Below are 14,452 nucleotides of genomic sequence, written 5' to 3' on the forward strand. Positions count from 1 at the left end.
CCGCCCGTTCTCACCGCCATCACCGCCCTGCATGGTCCAAGGACAGGCCCGGCAGCTTTCGGGCCAGCGCCCCGATCCGAGCGGCAGCGCCGGCAAGCAATATCGCCGCCGCGTCCGGTCCAGACCCCGTCCCACGGGTCGCGGCGGCGGTGTCGGGCGCGATGGGACCGAAACCGGCAAGATCGCCCCTCGACCCGGTGTCTTCGCCGTCGCGACAAGGAAGGATGCGGCGATGGACAAGAGCCGACCGCCGCGATCAGCCCCCACCATGAGACGGCCCCGGATCGGACAGATGCGGGCAGGCGCACTGGTGGCACTGGCAGAAACGGACCGGACGGCCATGGGGCGGGCGCGTCACTGCCCCTCTCGCTCGGGGGCTGCAGGAGACCCGGTTCAAGCCCCCGGAACAAACCGCTCGTCGAGATCCAGAACAGCCTCGCTAGAAGGCGCGCCTGGTGTTTCCTCGGCTCGGATGGCGCGCCGGGCCGCTCCCCTCATCCCTGCGGGCAACTTTGGGCCAGGATCTCGACCGCCCGCACGATCTGCGCCGCGTCAAGCGCGGCATAGCCAAGCCGGAAGGCCTGCGGCGCCGGAGCGCCGAGCATGAACCGGGCGCCCGGCAGCAGCGCAAGCCCCGCCTGCCCCGCCCGCATCGCCCAGAGATCGGCCCCGCCCTGCGCCGAGCGCATCCACAGCGCCAGCCCGCCAGCGGGCAGATCGAACACCACCCGCTCGCCCAGCCGCTCGGCCAGGGCCCCGGCCAGCAGGTCGCGGCGGGCGCGGTAGATCCGGCGGGCCTTGCGGGCATGGCGCCCCAGATCGCCGTCGCGGATCATCTCGGCCAGCGCCGCCTCGAGCGGGGCATCGCCCTGGCGGTCGATGGCGGCCCGCGCCTCGGCCATCCGCGACAGCAGCGGCTCGGGCGCCAGCGCATAGCCCAGCCGGATACCGGGCGACAGCAGCTTGGACAGCGACCCGACATAGATCAGCGGCAGATCGTCGGGCGCGCGCGCAGCCAGCGGCAGCACCGGACGGCCCTCGAAGCGGTAGTCATGGTCGTAATCATCCTCGATCACAACGAGGCCGCGGCGCTGCGCCAGATCCAGAAGCTGCAGCCGCCGCGCAGCCCCCATCGTCACCGTGGTCGGATATTGATGATGCGGCGTGACACAGACCGCCCCGATCCGCGGATCGGCGTCCAGCGCGGCCTCCAGCGCCACGACCGAAAGCCCGCCCGCATCGACCGGGACGCCGCGCGGCTCGACCCCGGCGGCACGGAACGCCGCCCAGGCCAGCGGATAGCCGGGTTCCTCGACCGCAACCGCCGCGCCGGGCGCCAGCGTGGCGCGGGCCGCCAGATAAAGTGCCATCTGGCTGCCGCGGGCGATCAGCAGCCGCCCCGGATCGGCGACCACCCCCCGGCCGGAGGCGAGATAGTCCGCAAGCGCCTCGCGCAAGGCCCGCGTGCCGCGGGCGTCGCCATCATCGGCCCCGCTGCGAAAGGCCGGCGACAGCAGCGCCCGCCGGAAGGCCCGCGCCAGCGCCTTGTCGGGCACGAGACCAGGATCGGGCGCGCCGTCCGAAAAGGCCAGCGCCGGGCGGCGCGCGGCCGGTTCGGCCAGGACCGGCGCGGCGGGCGGCGCGGTCATCGTCTGCGGCAGATCCTCGGCCACGAAGGTTCCGCGCGCAGGTGCCGCCTGAAGCCAGCCCTGCATCCGCAGCTCCTGATAGGCAGCATCGACGGTGTTGCGATGCACCCCCAGCTCGCGCGCCAGCGCCCGCGTTCCGGGCAGCCGCGCCCCCGGCCGCAGCCTTCCCCGGGTGATGTCGCGGGTGATCGCCTCCGCGATCACGAGAAACAGCGGCCCGCCATCGGCCCTGTCGATATCGAGCGCAAGAGGAGCACGCACCATCGCAAACCGGCCTATCTGAATTTTCCAAACTGGATCTTTTTCACCAGCCGGATTTTTGCCAGACCGGCGCGAAACGCAAGAGGCTTCGATGAAACAGATCCAGAATGCCGGGGTCACATTGCTGACCGGCGCCATCGCCGCGCTTCCGGACAGCGGGCGCCCCAGCGCCATCGTCAAGACGCCGGTCGAGCGCCCGCTTGCGCTTGGCCCCGAGGGCCTCGAGGGCGACGCGCAGGCCGACCGCCGCGTCCATGGCGGCGTCGAGAAGGCGGTGCATCACTATCCCGCCGGGCATTACATCCGCTGGCGCGCCGCGCTGGGCGATCTGCCCGCGCTGTCGGCGCCGGGCGCCTTCGGCGAGAATATCTCGGTCGGCGGGCCAACCGAAACCGAGGTCGCCGTGGGCGATGTCTTCCGGCTGGGCACGGCGCTTTTGCAGGTGTCGCAGGGGCGCCAGCCCTGCTGGAAGCTCAACCATCGTTTCGGCCTGCCCGACATGGCGCGGCGGGTGCAGCAGACCGGGCGCACCGGCTGGTATTACCGCGTCCTCGAACCGGGCATCGTCGCCCCCGGCGACCGGCTGCACCTGACCGAACGGGTCGCGCCCGACTGGACGCTGAACCGGCTCTGGCACGCGCTGCATGTCGACCGGCTGAACCGGGACGATCTTGAAGGCATCGCCGCGCTCGAGGTTCTGGCCGAAAGCTGGCGGCGGCTGGCGCAGCGGCGGCTGGACAGCGGCCGGGTCGAGGACCAGCGTGCGCGGCTGGAGGGCCAGGCATGACCCGCCCGCCCTTCGTGATCGCGATCCAGAGCCAGGTGGTGTTCGGCCATGTCGGCAATTCGGCGGCGCTGTTTCCGATGCAGGCGGCCGGGCTCGAGGTCGCGGCGATCCCGACGGTAGTCTTTTCGAACACGCCCGATTACCCGACCCTGCGCGGCCGCGCGCTGCCGCCCGAGTTCTTTTCCGACCTGTTGCAGGGCGCGCGCGAACGCAGCCTGCGGGAGCGGGCCGACTATATTCTCACCGGCTATATCGGCTCGCTCGAGGTCGCGCTGATGGTGGCCGATTTCATCGCCGAGGCCAAGGCGCGGAACCCCGGACTGACCTATCTCTGCGACCCGGTGATGGGCGATAGCGGGCCGGGGCTCTACGTTCCCGAAACCATTGCCGACGTGATGCGCGAGAGGCTGCTGCCGATGGCCGATATCGCCACGCCGAACCCGTTCGAGCTGAGCTGGCTGACCGGGCGCGGGATCGCGCGGATCGCCGATCTGGAGGCGGCGCGGACAGAGCTTGGCATCGCCCCCGGCGCGCATCTGATCGCGACCGGCTGCGCGCTCGAGGACACCCCGCCCGGCCATATCGAAAGCGTCATCCTCGGCCCCGGGGGCGCCGGGGACATAGGCCGCCATCCGACCGAGCATCTGCCGATCGCGCTGCCCGGCACCGGCGATCTTTTCGCCGGGCTGATAGTGGCGGGGATCGCCCGCGGGGCACCGCTGGCGGCGGCGGTCAAGACCGCCCAGACCCTGACCGCAGAGGCGCTGCGCGATGCCCGCGCGCTTGGCGCGGGCGAGGTCGTGCTGAGCGGGCCGGGCTTCCGCCGCGCGCTTCTGACCCTTGGCCGGGCCGAGATGTCCTGTGCCGCCGGGCGCCGCCGCATCCGGCACTGATGGGCGGGCCCCGCAGGGAACGGGGCCACGTACCGTCGCGTCATCGCGCCCCGGAGCCGCACCGGCTTTGCCGGTCAGGGGGACAGTCAGGGGCTGACGGGGCATCCCGGCGCTAAAAGCACCGAAATCCGGGCCGGGATCGTCCCGGTGCTCCTGCCCTTCCGCCCTAGGCGGCTCCGGCAGCAGGGAGCTTTCACCTCGGCGGCAACTGGCTCGGTCGGTCTCGCGGACCTCACGCCATTCCCGGAGGCCGTTAGGTGCTGAGAGGCGTATTCCTGCCAAATCCGATCCATCCGGCCGAAGGAGAGCGGCTCGAGGCGACCGGCCGGATCCCGCGGTACGGGCCGCAGCCGCATCGGAGGACAGATCGCGGCGACGGCCCGGCTGAAGGCTCTAGGATCGCGGACCTGCCCGTCCCGAAAGCCGCCTGTCAGGCGGGCGCCGACAGTTCCGATCCGGGGCTGTGGCGCGGCAAATTCCGGCCCCCTCCGGGCAAGGGACGGGCGTCGGGCGCCGTCGGGACGAGAACGCCCGGGCCAGAGGCCAGCCCGCTGCCGGGGACGGCATGACCGCCGGCATGGCCCGGGGAAGACTGAACAAGGCAGGGCCTATTCGGCGCCCTCGATACCGAAACGCTCGCGCATGAAGGCCAGCGCCAGCGACAAGCCGTCGGGGGCGATGCCATGGCCAGTGCCCTTCATCACATGGGCATAGACCTCGAACCCGGCCGAGGTGAGGGCATTCCCCGCCTCGGGCAAAGCGCCGACCGGAACCACCTCGTCGGCATCGCCATGCACCAGCAGCACCGGCGGGCGCGACACGGTTTCGTCCTCCAGCGTCTCGGGGGCCAGCAGGCGGCCCGAAAAACCCACCACACCGGCAAAGGGCACGGCACGGCGCGGCGCGACATGCAGCGCCATCATCGTGCCCTGCGAGAAGCCGAAAAGCACGGTATTCTCGGGGCCGACGCCCTCCTCGGCCATCACCGCGTCGAGCCAGGCATTCAGGTCGTCGACGGCGCGGCGCATGCCCGCTTCGCTCTGTTCCTCCGAGGAGCCGTCGATCCAGGGGATCGGGAACCACTGATAGCCGAAGGGCACGCCCTCGCAGCTTTCGGGCGCGTCGGGCGCCAGAAAGGCGGTGCCGGGCAGATGCGGCCCGAGCGGCTGCGCGAGCCCCAGCAGATCGGCCCCGTTCGCGCCATAGCCGTGCAGGAAGATCACCAGCCGCTCTGCCCGGCCCTCGGCCGCGCCCGCGCGGCCCGTTTCCAGAACCCGTGTCATCTGATCCCTTCCCTGTCCTTGGCCACCCGGTAGTAGGCCCAAAGCGCGCGGGCCGCAACGCCCCGCCACGGCGCCCAGGGCTCGGCCATCTGCCGCAGGGCCCGTTCCTTCGGCCGCTCGGGCAGATCGAAAAGCAGCCTTGCCGATTCCTGCAGCGCCAGATCGGCGGGCGCGAAGACATCGGCGCGGCCGAGCGAGAACATGGCATAGATCTCGGCGGTCCAGCGGCCGATGCCGGGGACCGCGACAAGGGTCGCGACCACCTCTTCGGTCGGCACCCCGCGCAGCGCCGCGAAATCGATCCCCGCCGCGGCAAGGGCCTTTGCATAGCGGATCTTCTGGCGCGACAGCCCGCAGGCGCGCAGATCCTCGTCGGAGGCCCAGATGATCTTGCGCGGCCCGGTCAGGCGGGCGGCCTTCATCCGTCCCCAGATCGCATCCGCCGCTGCGACGGACACCTGCTGGCTGACAATGGCCGACAAAAGCGCCTCGAACCCGTCCTTGCGGCGGCGCAGCGGCAGCGGTCCGGTCAGGGACAGCGCATGGACAAAACGCGGCTCGACCGCGGCCAGATGCGCCGCGCCTTCGGCCAGGCAGGCCTCGGTCTCTATGATGCGTCCGACCATGCCCGGCACGATAGGGCGGCGCGGCCCCGCCGCCAAGGGGACAGGCGCCGTCCGACGGCCTTCGCCGGGCGCAGGCCCGATTTCCCGGCTTCCCCCATGCGCCCGGCCGCGCTAGGTCAGCGGCATGACCGATACCCTGCCGTCCCCTGCCGTTTCCCCCCGCGCCCGGCGCAACGTGACCGTCCTGATCCTGGCCCAGGCGCTTCTCGGCGCGCAGATGCCGATGATCTTCACCGTGGGCGGGCTCGCGGGCCAGACCCTAGCGCCCAATGCCTGCCTCGCGACGCTGCCGATCTCGCTGATCGTGCTGGGCTCGATGCTGACGGCGGGACCGCTTTCGGCACTGATGCAGCGCTGGGGCCGTCGCGCCGGGTTCGTGCTCGGCGTCGCGGGCGGGGCGGCCGGAGCCGGCGCCTCGGCGCTGGGGCTTTATCTGGGCTCGTTCCCGCTGTTCCTGCTGGGGGCGCTCCTGACCGGGATCTACATGTCGGCCCAGGGTTTCTACCGCTTCGCGGCCGCCGACACCGCCGAAGGCACGTTCCAGCCCAAGGCGATCTCCTATGTGCTGGCCGGAGGGCTCGCCGCGGCGATCCTCGGGCCCCAGCTCGTCAAGGTCACCGCCGAGACGATGGTGATCCCGTTCCTCGGCACCTATCTCACCGCGATCGCGATCAATCTCGGCGGCGGGCTGCTCTTCGCCTTTCTCGACATCCCCCGGCCGCCGCCGCGCGATCCCGCGCATCATGCCGGGCGGACCCGGGCCGAGCTGCTGCGCGATCCCGTCATCGCGGTCGCGATCATCTGCGGGACGGTATCTTACGCGCTGATGAACCTGGTCATGACCTCGACACCCCTGGCCGTTGTGGGCTGCGGCTTCGACACCGGCACCGCCGCCGATATCGTCACCGCGCATGTGCTGGCGATGTATGTGCCCAGCTTCTTCACCGGGCATCTGATCGCCCGCTTCGGGGCCCGCCCGATCGTGGCCCTGGGCCTTGCGATCCTCGCCGGAGCCGGCACCGTCGCGCTGACCGGGGTCGAGATCGAGCAGTTCTTCGCCGCCCTCGTGCTTCTGGGCATCGGCTGGAATTTCGGCTTCATCGGCGCGACCGCGATGCTGTCCTCGGCACATGGCCCAGAAGAGCGCGGCGCGGTTCAGGGCATGAACGACATTCTCGTCTTCGGCGGGGTGACCATGGCCTCGCTGGCCTCGGGCGGGCTGATGAACTGTTCGGGCGGCGTGCCGCAGGAGGGCTGGGTGGCGGTCAACCTCGCCATGGTGCCGTTCCTCGCGCTGGCGGGCGGCGCGCTGATCTGGCTGGTGCTGCGTCCCGGAGACAAGGACTGAGGCGACACCGATCCCGGGCGCGAAACGGCGGGGATGTGTCCTGACCTAAGGAAAGCTCCGCCCCGGCGGCCAGAGCCAGCCCTTATCCTACCAGCGCCCCGCCAGCGCGCGCCACAAAAGCCCCGCCCTACGCGCGATTTCCGCGTCCTCGAGCCCGCCTTCGAGCACCCGCCCGGGTTCCGCCGCCGCGCGGGACAGGATCGCGCGCGTGCGCCATGCCGCCCGCGCCGCCGGAACCGCCTGTGCCGGAACGCCCTCGCGGCGGGCCGAGGCGAGCCGCGCAAGCCCGCTCCGCGCCAGCTCTGCCACCGCCTCGGGACGGTCATCGGGCAGCGGCTGGCGGCCGCGCGCCACAAGCTCGGGCACCGCCCGGAACCAGCCCGCAAGCCCCATCGCGAAACCCAGATCGCTCAGCGCCGCGGTGCCGTCCTTCGCGCCCAGCACCCGGGCCGAGGTCCGCATCAGCGCGCCCGCCCCCGCCGCCAGATGGGCCTCGAAGGCGGCCGCGTCGGCGAAGGGCTCGCGATAGGCGTCCCAGCGCCGGGCCTCGACCAGCGGGACCAGCGCGCGGGCGGCCTCCGCGTCCAGCACCCCGGCCAGCTCGGTCGCCACCTCATGGCTGCGCACCGGGCGGCCTTCGGCGATCTCGTCCAGCACATCCAGCCACCATTGCAGCCGCATCTCGGCGATCAGCGGCTCCTCGGTCACCCAGGGCGCCCGCGCCACCTCGACATTGAAGGCGTAAAGCGGCAGCAGCCGGGCGCGGGCCGCGACCGGCGCCGACATCGCGGCCAGAAAGCGGTCGGGATCGCCCCGCCGCAGGATCTCGGCGCAGGCCTCAAGCGACATGGGCCCCCGCGTCGTAATCGGGCGCGCCGTCGCGCACCAGTTTCCAGACCACCGCATCCAGCAGCGCCTCGAAGGAGGCATCGACGATGTTCGGAGACACCCCGACGGTGGACCAGCGCCGCCCCGCGCCATCCTCGCTGTCGATGATCACCCGGGTCACGGCCTCGATGCCGCCATTGGTGATGCGGACCTTGAAATCGACCAGCTTCATGTCGTCGATGAAGGCCTGATAGGGCCCCAGATCCTTGGCCAGCGCCTTCCAGAGCGCATTGACCGGGCCGCGATCATTGCCCTCGGCATCAAGGCTTTCCGAGACCGACAGCTTGCGCTCGCCATCGACATCCAACACCACCACCGCCTCGGACAGCGTGAGCGCGCGGGCAGGCTCGACCCGCCGCCGCTCGACGGTGACGCGGTAGCGCTTGATCCGGAAGAAGGCGGGCAGATCGCCCAGAACCCGCCGCGCGACCAGCTCGAAGCTCGCCTGCGCGGTATCGTAGGAATAGCCCTGCCCCTCGCGCGCCTTCACCTCGTCGAGGATCTCCGCCAGCCTCGGATCGTCCCTGCCAAGCTCGAGCCCGGCCTCGGCCAGACGGCGGCGCAGGTTCGACTGGCCGGCCTGGTTCGACATCGGGATGATGCGGGCATTGCCGACCGATCCGGGCGCGACATGCTCATAGGTCGAGGGATCCTTGAGGATCGCGCTGGCATGAAGCCCGGCCTTGTGGGCAAAGGCCGACGATCCGACATAGGGCGCGCTTTTCAGCGGCACCCGGTTGAGGATGTCATCCAGAAGCCGCGAGGCCCGGGTAAGGCCCGCCAGCGCCTCGCCGGGCACCGCCGTCTCGAAGCGGCTGGCATAGGGCTCCTTCAGCAGCAGCGTCGGGATCAGCGTCGTCAGATTGGCATTGCCGCAACGCTCGCCCAGCCCGTTCAGCGTGCCCTGCACCTGCCGCGCGCCCGCATCGATGGCGGCCAGACTGCCCGCGACCGCATTGCCGGTATCGTCATGGGTATGGATCCCCAGCTTCTCGCCCGGAATGCCCGCCGCGATCACCTCGGCGGTGATGCGGCCGATCTCGGGCGGCAGCGTGCCGCCATTGGTGTCGCAGAGCACGATCCAGCGCGCCCCCGCCTCCAGCGCGGCCTGACAGCAGGACAGCGCGTAAGCCGGATTGTCCTTGTAACCATCGAAGAAATGCTCGGCATCGAACAGCGCCTCGCGGCCCCGGGCGACCAGATGGGCGACGGATTTCGCGATGTTTTCCAGGTTTTCCTCAAGGCTGATGCCCAGCGCCGTGGTGACGTGGAAATCATGGGTCTTGCCGACGAGGCAGACGGCATCGGTGCCCGCGTTCAGGACGCCTGCCAGAACCTCGTCATTTTCCGCCGAGCGTCCGGCGCGCTTGGTCATGCCGAAGGCGGTGAAGGTGGCGCGGGTCTCGGGCCGGGCCTCGAAGAAGGCGCTGTCGGTCGGGTTCGCACCGGGCCAGCCGCCCTCGATATAGTCGAGCCCCAGCGCGTCCAGCACATGGGCGATGCGGATCTTCTCGTCGGTCGAGAACTGCACGCCCTGCGTCTGCTGCCCGTCGCGAAGCGTGGTGTCGTAAAGATAGAGGCGGTCTTTCATGCGCGCGCTCCCGCCCTGGAAGGAAGGGCAGCGCCGGAGCCCGGGAGGGCGCGGCCATGTTCGGATCGGGGCAAACCGCCGATGCGGACCGGCACGGAATTTCGGCGCGAAACGGCGACCATGCGCCCTCCCGCGGGGAGGGTCGGGCGCTGCCCGGCATGCCACCGGGCGGACCGGCGGAACCGACTCGGAGTGGCGCGCGCCGTCATTCCGAGCCCTCCAGCCTGGCCGGATCGAACCCGGCGCCGGGCAGCAGCTCGATGCCCGCCTTGCTCATCCGGACCTCGACGCCCGCCCCGATCAGCAGCGCCTTCAGCCGGTCCACCTCCGAGAAATCCTTGCTGTCCATCGCCGCAGCCCGGGCCGCGGCAAGCCGCTCGGTCCAGCCGCCCAGATCGGCCTCGGGCATCTCGGCCCATACGCCCATATCCTCGCCCAGCAATCCCAGCAGCCCGGCCGAGGCCTTCAGCCCGGCCAGATCGCCCGTTCCTGCCAGCCCGTGCAGCGCGGCAATCGCGCCCGCCGTGTTCAGATCGTCCGAGAGCGCGTCGATGACCTCGGGCGCGGGGCTCGGCGCGGGTTCGATGCCCGCGACGAGCCCCCTCCACTTGCGCAACGTGGCCTCGGCCTCGCGCGCCTTCTCGGCGGTCCAGTCCATCGGCTTGCGGTAATGCGTCGACAGGAACACGAAGCGGATCACCTCGCCCGGCACGCCCTGCTCCAGAAGATCCCGCACGGTGAAGAAGTTGCCGAGGCTCTTGGACATCTTCCTGCCCTCGACCTGCAGCATCTCGTTATGCATCCAGACCTTCGCGAAACCGCCCTCGGGATGGGCGCAGCAGCTTTGCGCGATCTCGTTCTCGTGGTGGGGAAATTGCAGATCGATCCCGCCGCCATGAATGTCGAAGCTGTCCCCCAGCAGCTCGTGGGACATGGCCGAGCATTCGATATGCCAGCCCGGCCGGCCGCGGCCCCAGGGGCTGTCCCAGCCCGGCAGGTCATCGTCCGAGGGCTTCCACAGCACGAAATCCATCGGGTCTTCCTTGAAGGGCGCGACCTCGACCCGGGCGCCCGCGATCATGTCATCGACCGACCGCCCCGACAGCGCGCCATAGTCCTTGTAGGACCGCACCCGGAACATCACATGGCCCTCGGCCGCATAGGCATGGCCCTTTTCGATCAGATCCCCGATCATCGCGATCATCTGCCCGATGAACTCGGTCGCGCGGGGTTCCTGGCTGGGGCGCAGCGCCCCCAGAGCGTCCATGTCGGCATGATACCAGCCGATGGTCTCTTCGGTGCGCTCGCGGATCAGCTCTTCCAGCGGGCGCGCATCGCCCGCCTGCTTGCGCGCCAGGGCCGCCGCGTTGATCTTGTCATCGACATCGGTGAAGTTCCGGACATAGGTGACGTGATCGGCGCCATAGACATGGCGCAGCAGCCGGAACAGCAGGTCGAAGGTCACCACCGGCCGGGCATTGCCCAGATGGGCGCGGTCATAGACCGTGGGGCCGCAGACATACATCCGCAGATTGGCGGGATCGAGCGGCTCGAACCTCTCCTTCCGGCGGGTGCGGGTATTGTAAAGCTGAATGTCGGTCATGCGGTCCAGATCCTTCGCGCGCGTCCCGCGGCGGGTTCTGGCACATATCCTGAAAGATGGAAATACGACGCCCGTCCCGCCCGGGAGATGTCAGCGGGTAATGCAGCAAATGGGGTTGCGGGCGGTCGTCATGCGGGTGTCTTATCAGCGGGACTGGGCGCTGCCAAGCCTCTCCCGTCACAGCGGAGCGCATCCCGATGACCGAGACATCCGACCTCCCGATGACCGAAGACGCGCTCTGTGCCTTCTGCGACGCCCTGCCCGGGGCGACGCGCAGCCAGCCCTTCGGCCCCGGCATCGAGGTCTGGAAGATCGGCGGCAAGATCTTCGCGCTGATGGCGCCGGGCTCGGGCCGGATCTCGGTCAAATGCGCCGATCCCGAATTCGCGACCATGCTGATCGAGACCGGCCGCGCCGAAAAGGCGCCCTATCTGCCGCGCGGCGGCTGGATTTCGGTCGGGTTCGAGGCCCAGGACGCCGACGAAATGGCGCACCGCCTGCGCGAAAGCCACGCGACGGTGCGCGCAAGCCTGCCGCGCCGGGTTCGGGAAGGGCTCGACTGACACCGGCCGACCGCACGCACCCGCCTCATGCTGCCCTGCCCGAAGAAGAGGCAGGCCACGAGACCATGACGATCTCGCCGTGCCCGACGCGCGCCTGTCGCCAAGCCCCGTGCGTCCGCCGGGTTCACCCGTCGAAGCACCCCGGACGGCATCGCCGGGCCGGAGCCTGCGCGCGGCACCCGAGGCGATCCTTGCCGGTTCCGGGCGCTGACCACCCTGGATCACGCCCCGCCCCTGCGGTCTGGAGAGGTTCGCATGCGGGTCGGACCCACAGCGGGGATGCCTGCGCGGCCGTCGTCGCCCTGCCCGGTTTCGGGCCCCCCCCCCGGCTGCGACTGCAGCTGTTTAGCTTCGCCCTGAAAGACGAGGCCGCCACCGTTGCCCTTCTGCAGCTCTGCAAGGGGGCAACGATGACGGCCGAATTTATCCGCCCCGGCCCCGCCAGGCCGTGCGGCTGGCGATCCGGGATCGGGTCGGGCGCTCCAACGCCCCCCGCGAGAACGTCACATGACGATCCCGCGGGGCAGGCCGACCGCCCCGGGGACCGATCAGAACCGGTAGGACAGACGCACCGCCGCGGTGGTCGCGTCAGCCCCGACACCCGAGCTGCCGAATTCGTCGAAGTCGTGATACAGCACTTCGGCGCCCATCACCCAGTTCTGGGTCATCTGGTAGTCGACACCGACACCGACCAGATAGCCGGTCTCGTCGCCCACAGACGTGTCGGTCGGGGCAATACCGGCGGTCGCATAGGCCAGCGTGCGGCCGAAGTCATAGCCGTACTGACCCTTGATCCGCCAGACATTGTCCACTTCTGCGGAACCGAAATCCAGATCGGGTTCACCATATTCCACCTCGAGGCCGGCAACGGTCTTGCCGAAATCCCAGCGATAGCCGGCATGGATGCCCAAGGCATCGCTGTCATCATCCGGCGCGCCGCTGTCGGTCGACACGTCGATATAGCCGTAGCTCAGACCCAGATAGGCCCCGCCCCAGTCGCCATCAGGCGCGGCGGCGGGCACGGCGGGCACGATGACCGGCTCGGCGGGAGCGGGGGAATAGCTGCCGGCCATGGCCGGGGCGGCGGCGGCCGCGGTCAGGCCCAATGCGATAGCGGCGGGTGCAAAATAGGACGTCATTGTCTTCTCCTTGCCTCTCGTTTTTCTCGGCGTCCCCGGGAGGTCTCCGTGGGATCGTCGGCATTTGGCGTCATGGATGCGGAACCGGGGATTTATCCCGCATCACGTTTAGAAAACCCTCCTGCACCCTCATTGGAAGAGGCGTGCACGGGTTTGTGAGCCGCCGCGGTCGCCGGTCGGCCAGAACCGGCAAGGACTGGCCGGTCCCCGCTCCGCGACAGGCAGATCTTCGCGCAGATGACGCAAAACCCGCCCTTGGCCCCGCGAAAGAGCACCGGAACCGCTGCCGCTCGCACCTAGAACCCAGACACCGCGCCCGGGTTCCATGCGCCGCCGTTTTTTCCATACCTCCGCGCGGCGGCCGCGCCTTTTGCTCCGGCGACGGCGCAGCGCCGGAAGCGCTGGACTGGACAAGCCGCGCGCGCGGGGGCTAGCTCTGGGCAAAACGGAGGGGCGGATGCAGATCAGCGAAACCAGGGCCATCGTCACCGGAGCCGCCTCGGGGCTTGGCGCCGCGACCGCGCGAAGGCTTTGCGCGGCCGAGGCGGCGGTGACCATTCTCGACCGGGATACCGAGCGGGGCATGGAACTGGCCGCCGAGATCGGCGCGGGGTTCCAGCCGGTCGACGTGACCGACGAGCCCTCGGTCGAACAGGCCATCGGCGAGGCCTCGGCGCAGATGGGCGGCATCACCGCCTGCATCAACTGCGCGGGCATCGCCACCGCCGAGCGCACGCTGGACCGGAGCGGGCCGCATGGGCTCGAAAGCTTTCGCCGCACCGTCGAGATCAACCTGATCGGCAGTTTCAACGTGCTCAGGCTGGCCGCGGCCGAGATGGCGCAGAACGCCCCCGATGACGAGGGCTGCCGCGGGGTGATCGTCAACACCGCCTCGGTCGCGGCCTATGACGGACAGGAGGGCCAGGCCGCCTATGCCGCCTCGAAAGGTGCCATCGCGGCCATGACCCTGCCCCTTGCGCGCGATCTGGCCGGGCTCCGGATCCGGGTGATGACGATCGCGCCGGGGCTCTTCCGCACCCCGATGCAGGAGGGCCCGGGCGAGGCAGACATGGACGGGCTTGCCGCCAATGTGCCGAACCCGCCCCGGCTGGGCGATCCGGCGGAATATGCGGCGCTGGTGCTGCATATCCTGCAGAACGGCTATCTGAACGGCGAGGTGATCCGGCTCGATGCGGGGCTCCGGATGGGATGAGCCCACGGCAGAACCGCGTCACGCCCCTGGGCGCGATCCTGGCCGATCCGGCCCGCGGTCTGTTCATGGGCAATCGCGGCTGCCTGCACGATGCCGAAGGCCGGCTTGGCCGGGCGCGCTGGCGCCACAAGGCCTGGATCTGCTGTCTTACGGAGTTTCGCGGCCAACACCGTCCGATCATGGCGCCGGGGCGCTATACCGAACTGTTCTTTCTGGACGAGGCGGTGGCGCTGGCCGCCGGGCACCGCCCCTGCGCCGCCTGCCGCCGCGCCGATTTCCGGCGCTTTGCCAAGGATTTCGGCGCGACAACGGCCGCCCGCCTCGATGCCCTGCTGCATGCGGCACGGATCTGCCCCGCCTCGGGGCGGCAGCGGCATCACACCGCCCCGGCCGCCGCGCTGCCGGACGGAAGCTTCGTGCTGCTGGAAGAGGTCCCCCATCTCATCCTCGGCGCGGCCGCCCTGCCCTGGCGACCGGCGGGATACGGGGCGCCGCGTGCCCGGCCTGACGGAAGGGTGACTGTCCTGACCCCGGCGCCCACGGTCGCGGCCCTGGCGGCCGGCTACCGGCCGGTCCTGCATCCAAGCGCAGGCCTCCCCGACTGACCG

The 14,452-nt window shown here is 70.3% G+C and carries 13 protein-coding genes; 6 read left to right on the forward strand and 7 right to left on the reverse strand.

The window, feature by feature from the left end:
• Nucleotides 1–494 precede the first annotated feature (494 nt).
• Entirely contained in the window at nt 495–1,913 is a 1,419-nt protein-coding gene (pdxR, locus tag A6W98_RS14950) for a MocR-like pyridoxine biosynthesis transcription factor PdxR (RefSeq protein WP_042462700.1), read from the reverse strand.
• A gap of 88 nt (nt 1,914–2,001) precedes the next feature.
• Here pdxR and A6W98_RS14955 point away from each other — a divergent pair, with 88 nt between their 5' ends.
• A complete protein-coding gene (locus A6W98_RS14955) occupies nt 2,002–2,697 on the forward strand; it encodes an MOSC domain-containing protein (RefSeq protein WP_042462702.1) in 696 nt (231 codons plus the stop codon).
• A complete protein-coding gene (pdxY, locus tag A6W98_RS14960) occupies nt 2,694–3,590 on the forward strand; it encodes a pyridoxal kinase (RefSeq protein ID WP_042462703.1) in 897 nt (298 codons plus the stop codon). Before A6W98_RS14955 ends, pdxY begins: the two co-directional genes overlap by 4 nt.
• A 608-nt stretch (nt 3,591–4,198) precedes the next feature.
• Here pdxY and A6W98_RS14965 read toward each other — a convergent pair.
• Nucleotides 4,199–4,873, reverse strand: coding sequence for an alpha/beta hydrolase (locus A6W98_RS14965; protein ID WP_042462705.1), 675 nt, complete (start codon nt 4,871–4,873; stop codon nt 4,199–4,201).
• Nucleotides 4,870–5,499, reverse strand: coding sequence for a DNA-3-methyladenine glycosylase family protein (locus tag A6W98_RS14970; protein WP_042462709.1), 630 nt, complete (start codon nt 5,497–5,499; stop codon nt 4,870–4,872). The genes A6W98_RS14965 and A6W98_RS14970 overlap by 4 nt, the downstream gene beginning before the upstream one ends.
• Nucleotides 5,500–5,623: 124 nt before the next feature.
• Here A6W98_RS14970 and A6W98_RS14975 point away from each other — a divergent pair, with 124 nt between their 5' ends.
• Nucleotides 5,624–6,847, forward strand: a complete 1,224-nt coding sequence (locus A6W98_RS14975; protein ID WP_042462711.1) for an MFS transporter — start codon at nt 5,624–5,626, stop codon at nt 6,845–6,847.
• A gap of 87 nt (nt 6,848–6,934) precedes the next feature.
• On the opposite strand, the gene A6W98_RS14980 is transcribed toward A6W98_RS14975, so the two are convergent.
• The 3 genes from A6W98_RS14980 to cysS form a co-directional block, all read right to left on the reverse strand.
• The gene (locus A6W98_RS14980; protein ID WP_042462712.1) at nt 6,935–7,696 is read right to left on the reverse strand and encodes a squalene/phytoene synthase family protein; all 762 of its coding nucleotides are present in this window, start codon (nt 7,694–7,696) and stop codon (nt 6,935–6,937) included.
• On the reverse strand, nt 7,686–9,326 hold the full coding sequence (cimA, locus tag A6W98_RS14985) for a citramalate synthase (protein ID WP_042462714.1): 1,641 nt from the start codon (nt 9,324–9,326) through the stop codon (nt 7,686–7,688). The genes A6W98_RS14980 and cimA overlap by 11 nt, the downstream gene beginning before the upstream one ends.
• 205 nt (nt 9,327–9,531) lie before the next feature.
• Entirely contained in the window at nt 9,532–10,929 is a 1,398-nt protein-coding gene (cysS, locus tag A6W98_RS14990; RefSeq protein WP_042462716.1) for a cysteine--tRNA ligase, read from the reverse strand.
• Between the two features lie 197 nt (nt 10,930–11,126).
• Here cysS and A6W98_RS14995 point away from each other — a divergent pair, with 197 nt between their 5' ends.
• Nucleotides 11,127–11,492, forward strand: coding sequence for an MmcQ/YjbR family DNA-binding protein (locus tag A6W98_RS14995; RefSeq protein WP_052678085.1), 366 nt, complete (start codon nt 11,127–11,129; stop codon nt 11,490–11,492).
• Nucleotides 11,493–12,040: 548 nt separating this feature from the next.
• On the opposite strand, the gene A6W98_RS15000 is transcribed toward A6W98_RS14995, so the two are convergent.
• Nucleotides 12,041–12,631, reverse strand: coding sequence for an outer membrane protein (locus tag A6W98_RS15000; protein WP_042462718.1), 591 nt, complete (start codon nt 12,629–12,631; stop codon nt 12,041–12,043).
• 457 nt (nt 12,632–13,088) lie between these two features.
• Here A6W98_RS15000 and A6W98_RS15005 point away from each other — a divergent pair, with 457 nt between their 5' ends.
• Both A6W98_RS15005 and A6W98_RS15010 read left to right on the forward strand, forming a co-directional pair.
• Entirely contained in the window at nt 13,089–13,844 is a 756-nt protein-coding gene (locus A6W98_RS15005; RefSeq protein WP_042462720.1) for an SDR family NAD(P)-dependent oxidoreductase, read from the forward strand.
• Entirely contained in the window at nt 13,841–14,449 is a 609-nt protein-coding gene (locus tag A6W98_RS15010) for a hypothetical protein (RefSeq protein ID WP_042462723.1), read from the forward strand. The genes A6W98_RS15005 and A6W98_RS15010 overlap by 4 nt, the downstream gene beginning before the upstream one ends.
• Nucleotides 14,450–14,452 lie beyond the last annotated feature (3 nt).

Source organism: Rhodovulum sulfidophilum DSM 1374, from assembly GCF_001633165.1.
Classification (GTDB): Bacteria; Pseudomonadota; Alphaproteobacteria; order Rhodobacterales; family Rhodobacteraceae; genus Rhodovulum; species Rhodovulum sulfidophilum.